The sequence below is a fragment of the Bradyrhizobium sp. ARR65 genome, from assembly GCF_000472385.1.
In the GTDB taxonomy this organism is placed as follows: domain Bacteria; phylum Pseudomonadota; class Alphaproteobacteria; order Rhizobiales; family Xanthobacteraceae; genus Bradyrhizobium.
The window spans coordinates 30019-46033 of record NZ_AWZU01000050.1; the positions used below are offsets into that span (position 1 = coordinate 30019).

At 58.6% G+C, this 16015-nt stretch carries 24 protein-coding genes; 2 read left to right on the forward strand and 22 right to left on the reverse strand.

Annotated features, from left to right (window positions below; all coding sequences use genetic code 11):
- The first annotated feature begins 6 nt into the window (after window positions 1-6).
- On the forward strand, window positions 7-819 hold the full coding sequence (locus F758_RS0135165) for a hypothetical protein (RefSeq protein ID WP_157450312.1): 813 nt from the start codon (window positions 7-9) through the stop codon (window positions 817-819).
- A gap of 69 nt (window positions 820-888) precedes the next feature.
- Here the strand turns inward: F758_RS0135165 and F758_RS50180 are convergent, their stop codons facing one another.
- The 15 genes from F758_RS50180 to F758_RS0135235 all read right to left on the reverse strand — a co-directional run bounded on the left by F758_RS50180 (window position 889) and on the right by F758_RS0135235 (window position 10574).
- The gene (locus F758_RS50180; RefSeq protein WP_157450313.1) at window positions 889-1590 is read right to left on the reverse strand and encodes a hypothetical protein; all 702 of its coding nucleotides are present in this window, start codon (window positions 1588-1590) and stop codon (window positions 889-891) included.
- Between the two features lie 25 nt (window positions 1591-1615).
- Window positions 1616-1924 carry a 2Fe-2S iron-sulfur cluster-binding protein gene (locus F758_RS0135175; RefSeq protein WP_024512252.1) on the reverse strand — a complete coding sequence of 103 codons (309 nt, stop codon included), beginning with the start codon at window positions 1922-1924 and terminating at the stop codon, window positions 1616-1618.
- 38 nt (window positions 1925-1962) lie between these two features.
- Window positions 1963-3159, reverse strand: coding sequence for a DegT/DnrJ/EryC1/StrS family aminotransferase (locus F758_RS0135180; protein ID WP_024512253.1), 1197 nt, complete (start codon window positions 3157-3159; stop codon window positions 1963-1965).
- The gene (locus tag F758_RS0135185) at window positions 3156-3422 is read right to left on the reverse strand and encodes a DUF6129 family protein (protein WP_024512254.1); all 267 of its coding nucleotides are present in this window, start codon (window positions 3420-3422) and stop codon (window positions 3156-3158) included. Before F758_RS0135185 ends, F758_RS0135180 begins: the two co-directional genes overlap by 4 nt.
- A gap of 32 nt (window positions 3423-3454) precedes the next feature.
- Window positions 3455-3814 (reverse strand): DUF3024 domain-containing protein, encoded by a 360-nt coding sequence (locus F758_RS0135190; RefSeq protein WP_024512255.1) that lies wholly within the window; start codon window positions 3812-3814, stop codon window positions 3455-3457.
- Entirely contained in the window at window positions 3811-4068 is a 258-nt protein-coding gene (locus tag F758_RS0135195; protein WP_024512256.1) for a nitrogen fixation protein NifZ, read from the reverse strand. The genes F758_RS0135190 and F758_RS0135195 overlap by 4 nt, the downstream gene beginning before the upstream one ends.
- Entirely contained in the window at window positions 4065-4382 is a 318-nt protein-coding gene (locus tag F758_RS0135200) for a nitrogen fixation protein NifZ (protein WP_024512257.1), read from the reverse strand. Before F758_RS0135200 ends, F758_RS0135195 begins: the two co-directional genes overlap by 4 nt.
- Window positions 4379-5281 carry a hypothetical protein gene (locus F758_RS51145; protein ID WP_024512258.1) on the reverse strand — a complete coding sequence of 301 codons (903 nt, stop codon included), beginning with the start codon at window positions 5279-5281 and terminating at the stop codon, window positions 4379-4381. The genes F758_RS0135200 and F758_RS51145 overlap by 4 nt, the downstream gene beginning before the upstream one ends.
- 305 nt (window positions 5282-5586) lie before the next feature.
- On the reverse strand, window positions 5587-5826 hold the full coding sequence (locus F758_RS45260) for a 4Fe-4S binding protein (RefSeq protein ID WP_035724193.1): 240 nt from the start codon (window positions 5824-5826) through the stop codon (window positions 5587-5589).
- A 10-nt stretch (window positions 5827-5836) separates the two neighbouring features.
- A complete protein-coding gene (nifB, locus tag F758_RS0135210; RefSeq protein WP_024512259.1) occupies window positions 5837-7387 on the reverse strand; it encodes a nitrogenase cofactor biosynthesis protein NifB in 1551 nt (516 codons plus the stop codon).
- Between the two features lie 278 nt (window positions 7388-7665).
- Window positions 7666-8517: an SIR2 family NAD-dependent protein deacylase gene (locus F758_RS0135215; protein WP_024512260.1), complete on the reverse strand. Its 852-nt coding sequence runs from the start codon at window positions 8515-8517 to the stop codon at window positions 7666-7668.
- Window positions 8514-8738 carry a putative nitrogen fixation protein NifT gene (gene nifT / locus F758_RS0135220; RefSeq protein ID WP_024512261.1) on the reverse strand — a complete coding sequence of 75 codons (225 nt, stop codon included), beginning with the start codon at window positions 8736-8738 and terminating at the stop codon, window positions 8514-8516. Before nifT ends, F758_RS0135215 begins: the two co-directional genes overlap by 4 nt.
- Before the next feature lie 15 nt (window positions 8739-8753).
- Window positions 8754-9926, reverse strand: coding sequence for a cysteine desulfurase NifS (gene nifS / locus F758_RS0135225; protein WP_024512262.1), 1173 nt, complete (start codon window positions 9924-9926; stop codon window positions 8754-8756).
- A gap of 17 nt (window positions 9927-9943) precedes the next feature.
- Window positions 9944-10234 carry a NifU family protein gene (locus tag F758_RS0135230; protein ID WP_024512263.1) on the reverse strand — a complete coding sequence of 97 codons (291 nt, stop codon included), beginning with the start codon at window positions 10232-10234 and terminating at the stop codon, window positions 9944-9946.
- Window positions 10235-10253: 19 nt separating this feature from the next.
- Window positions 10254-10574 (reverse strand): HesB/IscA family protein, encoded by a 321-nt coding sequence (locus F758_RS0135235; RefSeq protein ID WP_024512264.1) that lies wholly within the window; start codon window positions 10572-10574, stop codon window positions 10254-10256.
- Between the two features lie 270 nt (window positions 10575-10844).
- Between F758_RS0135235 and F758_RS0135240 the strand changes: the two genes are divergently transcribed.
- Window positions 10845-11435 carry a hypothetical protein gene (locus F758_RS0135240; protein ID WP_024512265.1) on the forward strand — a complete coding sequence of 197 codons (591 nt, stop codon included), beginning with the start codon at window positions 10845-10847 and terminating at the stop codon, window positions 11433-11435.
- A gap of 9 nt (window positions 11436-11444) precedes the next feature.
- On the opposite strand, the gene F758_RS0135245 is transcribed toward F758_RS0135240, so the two are convergent.
- The 7 genes from F758_RS0135245 to nifN all read right to left on the reverse strand — a co-directional run bounded on the left by F758_RS0135245 (window position 11445) and on the right by nifN (window position 16015).
- Window positions 11445-11852, reverse strand: a complete 408-nt coding sequence (locus F758_RS0135245; protein ID WP_035724212.1) for a Rieske (2Fe-2S) protein — start codon at window positions 11850-11852, stop codon at window positions 11445-11447.
- Window positions 11853-12141: 289 nt separating this feature from the next.
- Complete coding sequence (locus F758_RS0135250; RefSeq protein WP_157450314.1) at window positions 12142-12687, reverse strand: GNAT family N-acetyltransferase; 546 nt, start codon at window positions 12685-12687, stop codon at window positions 12142-12144.
- 534 nt (window positions 12688-13221) lie between these two features.
- The gene (gene fdxB, locus F758_RS0135255) at window positions 13222-13521 is read right to left on the reverse strand and encodes a ferredoxin III, nif-specific (RefSeq protein WP_024512268.1); all 300 of its coding nucleotides are present in this window, start codon (window positions 13519-13521) and stop codon (window positions 13222-13224) included.
- Window positions 13522-13534: 13 nt separating this feature from the next.
- A complete protein-coding gene (locus tag F758_RS0135260) occupies window positions 13535-13735 on the reverse strand; it encodes a CCE_0567 family metalloprotein (RefSeq protein ID WP_024512269.1) in 201 nt (66 codons plus the stop codon).
- Window positions 13736-13744: 9 nt separating this feature from the next.
- Window positions 13745-14215, reverse strand: coding sequence for a NifX-associated nitrogen fixation protein (locus F758_RS0135265; protein WP_024512270.1), 471 nt, complete (start codon window positions 14213-14215; stop codon window positions 13745-13747).
- A gap of 7 nt (window positions 14216-14222) precedes the next feature.
- Window positions 14223-14618 carry a nitrogen fixation protein NifX gene (gene nifX / locus F758_RS0135270; RefSeq protein ID WP_024512271.1) on the reverse strand — a complete coding sequence of 132 codons (396 nt, stop codon included), beginning with the start codon at window positions 14616-14618 and terminating at the stop codon, window positions 14223-14225.
- Window positions 14615-16015 (reverse strand): nitrogenase iron-molybdenum cofactor biosynthesis protein NifN, encoded by a 1401-nt coding sequence (gene nifN, locus F758_RS0135275; RefSeq protein ID WP_024512272.1) that lies wholly within the window; start codon window positions 16013-16015, stop codon window positions 14615-14617. The genes nifX and nifN overlap by 4 nt, the downstream gene beginning before the upstream one ends.

Sequence of the window (16015 nt, forward strand, 5' to 3'; positions counted from 1 at the left end):
TGCTGCATGGCAACACCGATCTTCGGCATTTGTCATCTGTGTGGGGTGCACAAGCGACTCTCGTTCGAGCACGTACCGCCGCGGGCGGCGTTCAACACCAACCCGATCCTTCGCAGCAGTTTCGAACGGGTTGTGATGAACGAAGATCTCGATGATCTGCAGGGCAAGATCCAGCAGAGAGGGTCCGGCGCGTATACACTCTGTGGGAAATGCAACAGCGATACCGGCGCATGGTACGCGGACTCGTATGTGAAATGGGCCGAACAGGCGATGCGTCTGCTCATGGCCGCGCGAGGTCAGCCATCACTGGAATATCCATTTCATCTGTATCCGCTAAGAGTTCTGAAGCAAATCGTCTGCATGTTCTTCAGCGTCAACAATCCTCGGTTTCAGCAGGCGCAACCCGACCTCGTGAGGTTTGTGCTCAACCGGGAGGTCCGGCAGATCCCTCCTGACGTACGGATCTACGCTTTCTATATGCTCTCGAACCGGATGCGCTCGTCCGGCGCATCGAGCTCCATCCAGGGATTTGGCACCGGCAACTCGAAGCTCCATGTTTTTTCGGAGATTGCCTTTGCTCCGTTTGGTTTCGTCATGACGCTCGGTGACATGCTACCGCCACAGCCGAACTTGGTCGACATTTCTGGCTTCACTCAATATGGCTATCGCGACTGGCGAACCGGCATCTCCATGAAGCTGCCCGTCATGTCGATTTACACGGCATTTCCTGGCGACTACAGGACACGTTCACAGACCCTTGCCGACCTCGCCGCCAACAAGGCATATGAGGCATCGCTCAAGAGCGGGCTGACTGAATAGTGCGTGCGAGACACATGAAACGTCCTTAGAGCCGCGCGGCGACGACGGCCTGCAAACACAAGACCATTCCTATTTCATGTCGCGTCCATGTCGCGCGGAATCGCCGGGACGGATTGGTAGCCATTGAAAACAAAGGGGAATTTCTGGGAGACCGCATCGCGCCAAAATTGGCGGAGCGGATCGTACTAAGTGCAATTGATACGGGATCTTTTGGACTGATTGGTAGCGATTGAAGCGACAAAAATGGTCGCCTCGAGTGGAATCAAAAGCCGCTGTCGAGCTCGAACATTGCGCCGTGCCGACCACATTTGAGAAAGGAGCGGTTCGGCGCGAAGAACTCCCCGGAACCGATGTTGAGCCACACGCCATCGTGCGGGCAGCGATTGACATAGCCGTAAAAGTGATTGCCGGTGGTCCGCCCCGCGACGATCGGAAATGGCCTGTTTGCGCCGTCGTTCTCAATCCGCGATAGGCTGAAAGCTCTAGCATGCCCCGCTCGATGGCCTCGGCAGGACAGACGACGAAGACCTCGATTTCATGACTGTCACCGATGTTCTCTTCTTTCATGCCCATCCTCACGCTTTCCTTTGAACGCATCGCCTGTGGGTTCGACTTCAGCCGAAACATCAAAGGCCCGAGAACCAGTACTGCCACTCGTCCCTGACCTGATGTTTGAAAGATCAAGCAATAGTCCGGCTTGACGATCGGTCGGCTCGCCGTCCGAACGAGCGCGACATTCGAAACAAGCGGGAAGTGGCCTGCTGCGTCCATGTCCTCGCCGCTTTTTTGGCACCGCTTAGAGAGGCGGGGCGGAGCCCTGGAGGTCGACCACCATGTTTCTTGTTCCGAGCACCCTCGCCTGGCAGGCGAGCCGCGACTTGGGGTCGATGCCGACCATTTTATTGAGCCTCTGATTTTCAGATCGCCTCATCTTCGAAAGTCCGCTGCCGCCGCTCCGGATGAGGATCTGGCATGATCCGCATTCTCCCTTTCCCTCGCATTTGTGAGGAATGACAAGGTCAGCGCCGAGCAGCGCCGCCAAAAGTGAGGTGTGCGCGCTGACCCCAATCATCTTACCCTGCGGAAAGACCGTAACGATCGACATTAACTTTCCTTTTGTTTGGTACTGATAGTTCGCTGGTCCTAGTAGATCGCTGCGCCCGCGCCCACGTTGATGGAGGCATCCTTCATTCTCTCCACGATGAACTCGATCTGTCCGTCAGTGAGATGGGTGTGAAATGGCAGCGCTACGGCGCGATCAGCAATTTTTTCTGTGACCAGAAAATCGCCGCGCCGATACCCAAATTCAGAGTAGTGAGGCTGCAGGTGCAGCGGATGGCAATAGGCGGCGGCCTCGATTTTCTCCATCCTCAAATCATCGAGAATTGCGTCGCGGCTCGACCGGCTGAAACGCGTCCCAAGATGCACGAGATAGAGGAACCAGTTCACCTCGGTCACATCAGGCCCGACATAGGGCGGTTTGATCCCCTCAAAGGATTGCATATGCAGGGCGTAGAGCTGCTCGACAAGCCGACGCCGCTCCAGGATCTGATCAAGCCGATCGAGCTGTGCCAGGCCCAAGGCCGCGGCCAGATCGCTCATCCCCCCTTGAAGGGGCGCTGCACTGCCGACGATTACGGACCCCCGCTCGTCAAGCCCACGCCCGCGATGACGGCGCAGCGCCATGGCCGTATTGAGATCGTCGGTCACCACCATTCCACCTTCTCCACAGGTGAGGGCAGACGGCTGTGCGAAATCGAAGACGGCTATGTCGCCGAAGGTGCCGACAAGCTTTCCCTTGTATCTTGAACCGATAGCTTCGGTGCAGTCCTCAATAAGTGGCAATCGGTGACGCTCCGCCAATGCTCGAAGCTCCGACCACTGGCCTGGATGGCCATTCGGATTCGCGCCGACGATGGCACGCGTACGAGCCGTTATTCGTTCTTCGACACTGGCCGAAAACAACGCCCCCGACCAATAATCGATGTCGGCGAATACCGGCCGCGCACCCGCAAGACTGATGGCGTGCACCGTCTCGCGAAATCCGTATGGCGAAGCAATCACCTCCTGCCCCGGAGTAATGCCGAGCGCTTTTAGCGCGAGCAGAAGGCCGATGGTGCCGCTTCCGACTGCAACGCCATATTTGCGCCCGAGATACGCGGCGAATGAATTTTCGAAGGCTTCGGTCACGGGCCCACCGGAAATCCGTGGCGAGCGAAGCAGGGCATCGACGGCGGAGAGCTCCGCAACGGTAATGTCAGGATCCGAGAGCCGGATGAACGATGGATCCAATTCGGCGGCTTGCACCAGACCTGCCCCAGGGGGCGCGAGCGCAGTCATCGCCTCGCAGCCTTTGCTGCGAGCACGATGCCGGTCGCCCACGCCGGATCAGGTGTGATCTGCACGCAGTGATCGGAGCCGTCAATCAAATGCAGATCGTAGTGCCGAAAGCTTCGGAACGGCGGCTCAATTACATCCGACGCATCGCAACGTGTCAGGGCGAGATGCGGAAAGCGCCGCCGCAGCTCTGTGATCGGGCTTGGGCTGACCTCTGCCGCAAGAAGCTGCTCGATCTGCATCAGTTCATCAGCACCGATTGCCATCCCTGTCCTATCCTTGCACATGGAAACACACGTCATTTCCAGAACACGCGGTCGAGATCGGCATTGAGCTCGTCGAGCGCTGCGTTGAGCCGGGGATGGACACTGTGAAATTTCCAGATTCCGCGCTCGTGGTCTTTGGAAAAGAGCTTCCAGACGGTGCTCACGGCGTCATGATGAATAAGCGCCACGTCAATGGGGCCTCCCTGTTGATCGATGTTGCGCGAACAACAGGGACTCTCGATGAGATACCCTCCTCTCACTGGCTTAACGTCCGGTGATACATAGAGATAGCGTTTGCGCGATCTCAAGGCACGTTCGATCCGCTTGCGATCGAGCTCGTTCGGGTGGGCGATGGTGCGAGCGACCGGTCGTTTTGTGAATGCGGCATTCATCGCCCCTGCGCTCCCTCGACGGGCGTGATCTCTTCTTCCAGGCAGCCGACCACCAGCCGTTCGCCGAACTCAACCAGATAGATCGGCAAGTTCGCCTCGGTCTGTGTTCCGACCCTAACGATCTCGCCGACACCGCCTGCGCCGACCAGCAGTGCGTCCGCTGGGGCGCACGGAAACGATCCGTCATTGACGAGGTCAATGGCTGCCTTCACCCGCTGGCCCCACTGGTACTTCGGCAGCCTCGGTTCAATCATTGTACGGCCTCTTCGGGCAATGGCGGGTCTTCAAGCTCGCCTTCCAGTACGGACTCGAGCTCCTTGCGCTTCATGCCGACCCGATTGCCACTTTCGAAAAATTCGACGCCGTAGATGTAGAACTGCTGCAGAAAGGTCCCGATCGAAACCACGTAACCGACCTCCCCCTTCCTGGCGAGAATTTCACCAATTTCCTTACCGGCATAGGTTCCGTCATTTCGGATGGTGAACTTGGCTCGTACTTTCTCGCCGAAGCTGAAGCATGGTGGAGCGGAGAGCTCGACCAGATCGCTGTCCCGAACGATGTTGCTCATGCGCCACTCTCCCCTGGTCCGTCGATACAGATGGCCAACCGCGCGCTCGCCACTTCCTGGACCACGCGGTGTTCGTCTTCGGCCAAGCCTGCACGCTCGAGCGAGGCAGACTGCCTACTCACGGCGGACCACCCCATCCGCATCATGGCGGAGCGCGATGAGCCAATCCCGGGACACCTCCTGGCGATCTCAAGCCATACGGCCTGATGCCGATCGTCGATGATGGCGGGCTGCCGGTTGTCCGGAATGCGGCACGCAAGCTCGCCGCTCCCGTCGGAGTCGCTGTTACTCGTGATTGCGCCGAGCGGCGGGGCCTTCCGGCCCAGCACCGGTAGCTGGGGGCAAAAGTCATCCTTCATCGTCCCGCCCCTACGCGCCAGCACATCCAGGGATACCTCGGCGCCGACAGTGCGATCAATTTCCATAAGCTTCGCAATGGCGGCGCGGGCTTCCTCCAGCGGCCCAACGGCATTTACAAGTAGGCTTACCCTTTGGGCGAGAACAAGTCGAAGCGCAGCAGGATATTCGTAGATGCTGAATGCGGAGTCACCTGCGCTGGCCACGGGCCAGTCCTTCGAAACGCCTGCTTTGTGCACCGCCCTGGAAATGCAGAGCGTTGCGACTTCCAACGCCTCCGCCAAACGCCCGTTATAGAAATAGAAGCGATAGAGCGCGAGGAGGACGGCAGCATGCGCCGGCGCCAGGGCCAGCAGTGCATCTGGCCGTTTTTCCGCGATCTTCTCCCGATGATAGGAGAGAGCTGGCAGGTGTAACTGCTCCTGGGCCTTCCGAGGCAAGTCTTCGCCGAAGGGGGCGTGCGCTAACGGCGCCCTTTCGCTCCACGAATGCCGATTACCTGTAACATCGGGGTTTATCAGCAGCTTTTCCCGCTCGAGCAAGCGGATTTGAGATTTTGCTGGAGCCGCAGGCCCGCTGGCGGGAAAATAAACTCGGTTCTGGCAGCGACCGCTAGATCGGCTCCGCCAGCTCAGGACCGTGCCCAGCTCTCGGAATTGAGGAGAGGCTTGAGGCGCGCGCGCCAGTTCAGCTGCGGAGCGGTCCGCAAAAGCCGATCCAAAGCGCGAGCGGCTGACAGTCCCGAGCAAGCGCCGGCCGCAGCGGGTACCCCCAATGTGCAGAAAGCGGTTATTGTCCCACATCAAGAGCCTCGTGCCCCTCTCACAGCGGGGCGTCAGGGCAAAGCTCACGGACGCGGCCCGTTCGCTGGAGCGTCATAGCGCGGCAATGAGGCGTCGATGACGCAGGTTTTATCGACAGGGCATACGGCGGCGCATTGTGGCTCATCGAAATAGCCTATGCACTCGGTGCATTTCTTTGGATCGATGACGAAGGTCCCATTCTTCTCCGCGATTGCGTCATTCGGACACTCAGGAGCGCAAGCCGAGCAGCTCGTGCATTGCGAGGCAATAATCTTGAACGGCATCGGCTCCCCCTTAAGCGACCGAACTCAGCGCGCCCTGGCGGATCGCCCCATCGCCCCGCTCGACGTGCTGGATGTCCCCGCTTTGCACCTTCTCGAGGTAGGACTTGAACCACGCGATCACCGATTTCTCGATGAACTCATGGGCATATTCGTCGACTGGCACGATCCCTGCCCGCAATAGTTCGCTTTTAGGGGAGCCGCCGATCTTTGCGACGAACACCGCATGGCAGTCATTGATGGCCCCTATTGTGGTGGTTAGCCTTCCCTCCTCGCCATAACCGGCTTGGCAGTAGAGGTCGACGCGGCGGTGGCCGACGAATTTGGGGCCAGCGGTCGAAAGCTGGTAGATCTGGAACTCCTTGGCGTGACCGAAATGCAGGTTGATGAGTCCATCCCCTTTCGTCGCCACCGCAACCAGGAGCTTAAGTTCGCTCATTTCCGCGGCAAGCTCCGCCAACCCCTCCTGCTTAGCCGCGAGCTTTTGGGCGCGCGCCTGCTCGACCTTGCCCTGATAAGCCAGGCGTGCGTTGACGTCATATCTGACGTCAACGGACATGATCTTCTCGGTCGTGAACTCCGCGCTCCGGTCCTCGCCGAGCAGGCCGACGGCATCCGCCCGGCACTGCCGGCAATGTCGCATCATGTTCATCTCGCTTTCGCAGGCATCCTGCAGAGCCTTTAATTCCCGCGCGCTGGGGCCCCGCTGCCCCTTCAGGCCGAACACGGTGCCGTGCTCAGGCGCGGAGATCAGTGGCATGATGTTGTGCAGGAAGGCGCCACGCGCTTTAACCGCTTTGTTGACCTCGACCAGATGCCGGTCGTTGACGCCCGGGATCATCACCGAATTGATCTTGCAGAGGATGCCGCGCGCGGTCAGCATCTCAAGGCCTTGCAGCTGCCGTTCAGCGAGGATCTTCGCGGCTTCAAGGCCGGTGTACCGCTTATGGCGATAGAAGATCCAGGGATAGATCTGCGCGCCAATTTCGGGATCGATCATGTTGATCGTGATGGTGACATGGTCGATCCCAAGGCGGGCGATCGTGTCGATATGGTCGGGGAGCGCGAGGCCGTTGGTCGAGACACACAATCTAAGATCTGGCGCATTCTTGGTCACAAGCTCAAAGGTTTTGAAAGTCTTTTCCGGATTAGCCAAGGGATCGCCGGGGCCGGCAATGCCGAGGACGGTCATCTGCGGGATGGCGGAGGCGACAGCCAACACCTTTTTTGCCGCCTGCTCAGGTGTCAGCTTCTCGCTTACCACTCCCGGGCGCGATTCATTGGCGCAATCATATTTTCGATTACAGAAATTGCACTGGATGTTGCAGGCGGGCGCGACCGCAACGTGCATCCGGGCATAGTGGTGATGGGCTTCTTCACTGTAGCAGGGGTGATCCTTGATTTTCTCCCAGACACCGGTCGGCAGATCGCCTTGGCCGCCTTGCGAGCCGCAGCTGAGCTTACCCCTGCCCCCGGACGCCCCGCAGCCCTTATGCTCGGCCGTTGGCTGCACTATGCTGCCGATTGCACAACGTTCGGACCTTGCGTTCTTGAGTACTGACACGCCTGTCTTTCCTTTCTCGCTGCAGGCGGAAACTAAAGGAAGTTTTGCAACTCGCGTGCCATATCGGGATCGCAAGTAATCTTCGCCGTTGCATGAATGAGTTGAGTGTTTCCCCGATTTGCCCCGAAATTGACCCCCGTATTTCATGGCACTGGCATTGTCCAAACTGTGACAGACGTTGTCAGCTCGCCAACGGAGCTGAGCGCCGCGGGCGATCTGGCGCAGCCACGCAAACACCTCCCCGCGCTGCCGCGCCGGGATCAGAACAGGGCGATGTGTCAGTGACAGAGCAGGATTTCGATTGCGCGCGGAAGCGCGATTGCGAGCGGGACGATGCTCTGTTCGGCGAGAAATTTTCGCTCATTTCTCGTCATCGAGCTCAGATCCAGGATCGCGTAGTGAACATCGGCGGATCGCTTCAGCAGCTGCCGCGCAAAGGTTCGAAGCAGCTGATCGTTGAAGCGACAACCAATGAAAAGGAAGCTGGACCCAGTTCGTCGCTCTTTCACCGCGGGCGGAATCGGCGTCTGAATGTCGATCTCGGTCAGCACTTCCACATAGTCAGCATCAGAGATAAGACAGTTCCCGGCAGGCGCCACTGCTCCATGTGGCTTATAGAGGACCGTGGTCCAGTTCTGCGCAGCAACCCAATCGACCTCCTTGCCTCGTGCATCGTAGAACCGATACCACTGGCCCTTCCCGGTGCCTGCGCGGGGCACACCCTGGATCTCGCCCCATCGCTCGTACTTGGCAAGCGCCGCACAGGTGGCACCGTCATACCAGGTGTCGACGATAACAGGCAAAGCCAACGCGGCCAGATGACGATGAAGTGGCGTTGGCTCAACCGGTGAAGCGAAGGCCTGCGCCATCAATGTCGTCAGCGCCGAGCGATGCCTGCTGGTTTCGATGTATTGCGCGGCCGCCCAGACATTGCCCTTGGCCCGACGAGGTAGCGCGACGTTGGCAGCGAAGAAGGCTGCCAACGCCTCTGGGGTCATCGGCACATCCGGATTGGACAACTGGGCCAGCCCGGGGCCGAGATAGGGAATGATGCTACGGGTGCGCAGCCTGCGGCCGAGCTCGAAGAGAATGGTCTCTGGATCACCCGCATTGAGCGGGGGCATCTTCATCGCTCATCCCCATCCCCACCACGCTTTCTGGCATTGATCGTGATCGGCAGCGGCGTGTCACTCGCCATCTCAGGCAAATCGAGCACCCAGCCATTGGCTATTCTTATCCATCCGCCCCACAGCGTCTCGTGCTCCGATTCAACGATTGGCTCTTCGAGATCCTTTTTTGGCACATAAATGGACAGGCCAGCATCCGGAGAGCGGCGAATCATGACTTTCATCACTTCAACTCGTCCTTAGAGGGAAATTCGCGGCGAGATCGCGAGGTCTCCCGACATGGGGCGCAAGTGAGCTAAGATGCCCGGTAGCGTGCGCAGGACCTGATCAACCTCTTCGATGGTGGTCTCACGCGAGAGCGAGAACCGAACTGCGCCGTGCAGGCTCGTCGGTGCTACATTCATCGCGCTCAGGACGTGGGAGGGCTCCATTCGCCCGGCACTGCAAGCCGACCCGAGCGAAACGGCAATGCCGGCGCGATTGAGATGATGAGCAATCGCCTCGCCATCGACATGCTCAAATGCGATGTTTGTCGTATTCGGCAACCGGTTCTTGACATCACCAAGCACCGCGCAATTGCCATATTGCAATATCTTTTGCTCGAGATGGTCGCGCAACTTACTGATGCGAATGCGCTCCGGCTCCAGCCGCTCCGTCGCAAGCTCTGCAGCCCTTCCCAGCCCGACGATACCCGGCGTGTTCTCGGTCCCGCCGCGCCTTCGGCGCTCCTGTGGCCCGCCCCAGATCAACGGCGCGAACTTCGTACCCTTGCGCACATAGAGCGCACCGATTCCTTTGGGGCCGTGGAGCTTATGCCCGGACAACGAGAGCATGTCGATCTCACTCTCTTCCAAGCTGATCGGCACCTTACCGACGGCCTGAACCGCATCCGTGTGAAACAGCGCGCCGACTTCGCGGGCCATTCTGGCCAGGGCCTTCACTGGGAAGATGGTTCCGGTTTCGTTGTTGGCCCACATGACCGAGGCGATTGCCGTGCGAGGTCCAAGTGCCCGCCGATAAGCTTCGACTCGGAGCCGGCCCTGTGAATCCACCGGAATCAAATGGAACTTGGTACCCTTTTTCGACAAGTGTTCGAGTAGCGCCAGGACGGCCTGATGCTCGACGGAGCTGGCGACGATCTCGTTGCGTCCATTCTGGGTCGCAAGCGCGGACAATATGGCCGCGTTGTTGGACTCGGTTCCACCGGACGTGAAAACAATCTCATGATCGTAGGCAGTACCCAGCAGAGTCTGCAGACCGTGGCGGGCTTGCTTCACGGCGCCCGCGACCTCGTTCCCGAAGGCGTGGACGGAAGACGGATTACCGAACTGCTTTGTGAAGAACGGCAGCATGGCTTTGACAACAGACGGATCCGTTCGCGTCGTTGCATTGTTGTCGAGATAAACGAGCACAAACCCCTCGTTCGGCTTCAATGTCGCGCTTTGCCAGCGCTGGCGATCGGGATCAGGCGAACGAATTCGCCGAGCCTCTCGATGAGGCGGGCCTGAATTCCTTCGAGGGTGGCGCCAGAGAACTTGCAGAACATGCAGGCTCCCGTCAGCTTGACCATGACGTTGTTACCGTCGATCTCAAACAGCTCGCAGTCGCCGCCATCGCGCCGCAGATTGGGCCGAATCTCCTCGATCACGGCGCGTATGATTTGCTCCCGACCAGCGTCAGTGACTCGCAACTGCTTCGGTTGTTCGCCTTCGACCAGCATGCGTTGAGTTGTCCTGTGATTAGCTGAAGGATTTGCCGCAGGAGCAGTTCGAATTCGCGTTCGGATTGTCGAAGGTGAAGCCGGAACCGTTCGTTCCCACCACGAAATCGATGGTCGTACCGGCGAGGTGCTGCTGACTTTCGTTGTCGACGAACACCCTGACCCCGCCGTGTTCGATCACGATGTCGTCGGGCTTTGCCTCGTCCGTCAAACCCATACTGTATTTCAGCCCAGCGCAGCCGCCCGCCTCGACCATGATTCGCAAGCCGCCTGCCGGCTGCGCCGACGCCGAAATGGCCAACCTGACCGCGTTTACCGCGCTGTCGGTCATATTGATCATAGGTCTTCCTTTTTTCCCGAGCCATTGCAGCTGGTTTGGCAAGTCGTGTGCCACTACGTAGGCGCTTGCGAGTGCTCACAATTTCCAAACTGCGCTCGTGGGCTTCTCGCCCTTTGTCGTGTTCCTGACAACGTTTGCGAGACCGCAGGCCCTTTTGGTGCTCTGGGCTTTATGCTCCCGACCATTACAGGGCGACGGCAAACAATTTGCATTGCCTCTCCGGCTTGCCGGAGCGTCCGGCGATTGTCTTAGATCGAGGAACCATTGTTCATGACTGCAATCGATAACACCGCGCTCGGCCGCCTTGAAAAGGAAGGCCGTCTGCTCAATGCCGTACTCAAAGGCGCGACCACAAAGCCGGGCCGGTTCGGCTTTCGCGGTGACATTGCACTAAAATTCCAGGCGCAGGTCGCAGATGAGAAACGGCCGCCGGACTATTCGATTGAGCAGGTCCTGGCGGTGGCGCAGGAAGGCGAAAGCACCATTCCGGTGCTGGCCGGGTACCTGCACTCATTCGCTTACCTCAGCGATGTGACAGAAGTTCTCGACGGTGCACTCAGTCCCGATGGAACCTACTTCATGTTCTGCAACAACATAGATCTACTCGCGAAATATCGAACCAAGGTCGGCGCCATCCCTTTCTACGTGCTGCCCTGCGATGAATCCACGGTCTGGAAGGAAATGATGGATCTGCTAGGGGTCAACAAGGACGACATCAAAAAGCTCACTGCGCCTGGTAAGCTCGACTACCTGCTCGACGCAGCCAGGACCATCGACGCGTCCTATGACGAGATCACTTATGAAGAAGGGCTAAAGAGGATGGGTCCCGTGAAAAACCGCAACGAGAACCGGCCAGTGTGAGCGCCGGCCTCAGCTGGCATCATCCCCCTCCTCCACAAGTGGCACGCCGGTCACACAGATCTCACCGTCCACCAGCGTCAGCGCGACCGGCGTGAGCTCGCGCCCCTTGCACGGCCCGTCCACGCAACGGCCAGTACTGAGCTCGAACGTCGACCCATGTTTCCCGCACATCAGTCGCGTGCCAGTAGGGTCGAGAAATTGATCATGTTCCCAGTCGAGATGAACCTGATTGTGCGGACATTTGTTTAGATAACCAAACACGCGCCTGCCCCAGCGTACCACGACAATGGGCCATGGTCTGCGCCTGCCATCCTCGTCGATAATCACGAGGACAAAGCCCTTGGCGCGCTGGGTTGGAATATCATTGAAGCCGCAGACGGCATACGCGGTATTCAGCTGAGTGGCATGCTCAGGCATGCGTGCCTCCGTCATTGATCACCCGTGCTCAGCGTTGCAAGAATCGCGCAAGCGGATATCTTCGAGGCTCTTTGGACATACGCTGGTCTGGCCTCGGCGCGAATCCCAGCGTGGCTGAGGCAATCGCAGCAGGACCGACGGATGCACGCCTGTGCTGGCTCTGAATGCCTTCCGCTGGTTTCGCCACAATCACCGGCCCAAGCAGCGCTTGACCGCCGCCGGCCCGTGTTTCTTCCTAACGGCGGCTGAGCCGCCCCGCCCTCCTACGCCATCTCTGGGAGATCTACGATCACCGCGAGGGAAGCAGCCTTTTTAGAAGAACAACAGAGACTGGTCGGAAGCCGCGCCGCCTGAAGAATTTTTGAGCCATTGGGTTGCCGATCGCTGTTTCACAGAAAAGCGTGGCAATTCCGAATTCGCTGATCGATCCCTCAACCCAGGCCAAAGCTTGCGTGCCATATTTGGCAGAACGCTTCGCAGAATGAACGACCAGATCTTCGATCACAGCATAGGGGCCACTTTCGATGAACTCGAATCTAATGAGTCCGACACACACCAATTCGCTATCATCGTAGCCCGCGAAAGCCCGAGTCTGGTGCGGCAACTGCACAGATTGCGGAAAAAGGGCTGCTGAAAACTCGTCCCCGACAACCGATGCGAGCTTGGTGCTCCAAGTTCCATCAGGATGTGCGCGTCCGGACTGGATCTCTTCATGCGAGACATAGTCCGGTCCTACGTGCCGAACAAAGAATTGCGCCAGCAGCTGCGGGCTCACCGAGCTATCGCACCATCGCATTACAAGCGTCATCCGGCGCTCACCATCCGCTTTCAGCACTCTCACAGCTCATAAGACGCCTACCCCCTCATACGCCTCAACCAAACGAACAGTCGCCCTGTCCAATTCGTCACTCGCTGCTAACACGGCTGGTTCCACAAGGAACTACTACAGCTTCCGCTCACTCGAGCAGCAACCTTTTCGACGCTTTCGCATCGGCGGCGACTTCATCATAACAGCAACAGCGAAGATCACATCTCTGGAAATGTATATTGCCCTCCGCTATCGCTCGACCCGCTTGCTGCTCCACCATAAGCTCAACCACAACACGACCGGGTCTGCACGACAAGTCCGCGCTGTGAACCGCGTGTCGTTGCTCCGGCCTCATTTGTACCTGCCCGCGATCCGGGTCGCCTCTGAAAGCCACGCCTCATACCGCAGTCAACTCGTAGAACGCCACGGGCGCGTCATTATCTGATCTTGGGAGATACGCCCTTGAGGCGCGGCCGCGGTGAGGAGGTGTAGACCAATCTAGAGTTTCCCCTTCCCCGCGAATTTCACGTCTGCGCGTCATCAAATCACGAAGGGGCAGAATCACGCCGCTGTCGCTTCAGCGGGCATGTGGGTCTGACAGTTTATGGGACACACTCTGGCGCAGGCGCCACACCCGATGCACGCCCCCTCGTCTTTTATCACCATGACCTTCTTTTCGATTTCATCGTCCCCCTCGTCGTCCAGATCAACAAGCTCCCCCTCCTCGTTGAGGCCCTTGAGCGTCATGATGTCCCGACCGCAGACCTTGAAGCAGCGGCCACACCCGATGCAATGGTTGGGATCGATAGAGATCAAGAACTCTGGCGTCCAGGCGCGACCGTCACGCGTTGCAAATGACATGATCGGCTACCTCTTAGACCTTTTCCATCGCCTTCAGGTCCTGGCGCTTACGCTCGAGTTCGGCAAAAGCATCGTACGCCTTCTGCGCCACCATCATGATTGAGGACCAATTGAGGGGCAGTTCCTCCGACAGATCATGCAGGTCCATCTTGGCTTGCGACGCCTTGGAAGAAAGTTTCTTGATCTCAGCTTTCAGTTGATCGACTTCGGTCATGAGCTATCCTCAATAATTTGCCACGTCAGGATACTTCTGGATCATCTCGATCCCGCCTCTGACATGTTTATCGCCCTCGGCCGCGAGCTTAATGAGGCTCAGGAAGCCGAACCGGTGCACGTCGCGCAGCTGCTTGTTGACCACAATCAGCCGCCCCCCGATCAGCACCATGCGGCCAAACCCTTCATGGTGCATCTTCAGCATCGGCTGGATCATCACACCGGTGGCTTTCTCGATAGACAGCGCGACAGCATCGAAGAACAGCTCGAGCCGCCAAACCGTGTCAGGGTCGGGATCGCCGACGATCGGAAGCGCGCGCCGCTTATTCTCGTCCAGGATATAGGGTTCGAGCAAGTCAAGATCGCTCTTGTTCTCCCAGGCACCATGTGAGTCCTGCGCGCGCCAGATATTGACCAGCTCCCTCACGAAGGGCGCATTGACGGCTGCTTCAGCTCCCGCGATCTCTGTGGCCTCGGCCATGTCGTCCTCACTCCTCGAATTCGACCGCGCGCGCCTGGTCCTTCTTCAGCGCTTTGCGCAACCAGGGCGGCGGCGTACCCTTCAGTACGCGCTCCAGCCTCCCCAAAAGTGCCAAGATGTTCTCGGGCTCGTTCACCTTAATGGGATGAATATTGCTCGCCACAACTCGCGCGGCGGCGGCCCCACCGATGGCAGCGACATAGAGGATGACGCAATCCTTGAGGACCTCGATCTTGGGCGCGAGCTTGTCCTCGTCGCCATCTTCCTTGAGATCGCCGTCGAACTCGATTGCCTTCAAAAAGACGTGCCCGCCTGGCCCAACATCATAGATGACAATGTTTCTGGCCCAGCCGAAATGCGCATCGACGCGCCTCAAATCCTGGGTAGCGAATGCGACCTTCATGCAACCGACCTCTCTGTTGCGTTGGCGATGCGGCGAGACCGTGAGGCCAAGTTGGACGGCCGCCAGCTATCGGGCGTCGGCTGATGATTGACTTCACGATCGGTAATCACGAGATTTGCGATGTTGAAGATGAGGTCGCGCGTACCCCGATAGCCGACCGATACTTGATGTCCCGCGCCGATCCGGTCGAATACTGGAAATCCCGCGCGATGAAACGGAATGTTGAGCCGTCCCGCGGCTTGCCGGCCATGCGAATGCGTAATCAGGAGATCGCATCCCCTTCTTTTGGCTAGCTCTTCCAGATCCTCGAGATCTCCGATCACGACCTCATTCGTCTTGATCCGCTCAAGCACCGGCGAGTGTGTGGTCGTCACTGCAGCGCTAACGTGTGCTCCCATATCATGGAGCATATTGGACAGGTCGAATAAGAGGTCAGGCTCGGCGCCGATCGCAAGCTTGCGGCCGCCGATATGGAAATGCGCGTCCAGCATCGCATCGGCGAGCTGCCCGCGCTGGCGCCGATATTTTGATGGCACGGGTTGCCCGCTGATCTCGCTCAGGAATGCGAGGAATTCATCGTTCGGCATCAGGCCACACATTCGTTCGAATAGGCGAAATGGCACTCCCGTCTTGGAATGCATCGCTTCTGCGGCCTGTCGCATCTGTGCGCCGATGGCAATGGTCCAGCTGGACCGCCCCATGGTCGCGATTTCGTCAACTCCGACGCCACCTATGGTCGTCTGCGTAAACTCGTCGGGGATATGTCCATCCAGTGACCCTGCCAGATCAGGAAGGAATGATGGCGTCAGCCCGAAATCCTCCAAGATGGTCCTGAGTTCATCGAGGTCGCCAGGCGTTAGGTGACATCCCGGAAGGACATTCACTCGCGCGGGGTCGCGCTCGGCCTCGGCCGGCGGCACGTCCACCAGGACCTCGACCAAGCGTGCGACCGTCTTTTCCCAGCCATCCTGGAAAGCGTCCTTGAAATCGGGGGTCGACACATAGACAAGAGGAAAGTCCGCGAGCTGCGGATGCTTTTCGCGAATGAGCTTGATGAAGGCGTCGACGTCCTCGCCATTCGTTTCGGTCACTCCTGTCGAGCAGATCCCGATGATTTCCGGCTTGTTACGATTGTAGATGTTGAGAATGGCCTGTTCGACATTATCATAGCCTCCGAGCACAGTCGCGACCTCACTCATCGCGGTTGTCTGTAGCGGTACCGGCTCTCTGAAATGGCGTACGAATAGTGTGAGCCCGAACGATGTGCAGCCTTGCGAGCCATGCAGAATAGGCATCGCGCCACGCAGGCCCATGAACGCGAATGCACCGCCAATTGGCTGGCTCATTTTCAACGGGTTAACCGCGCAGGCCTTCTTCGACATGGTTACGGTAGCCAT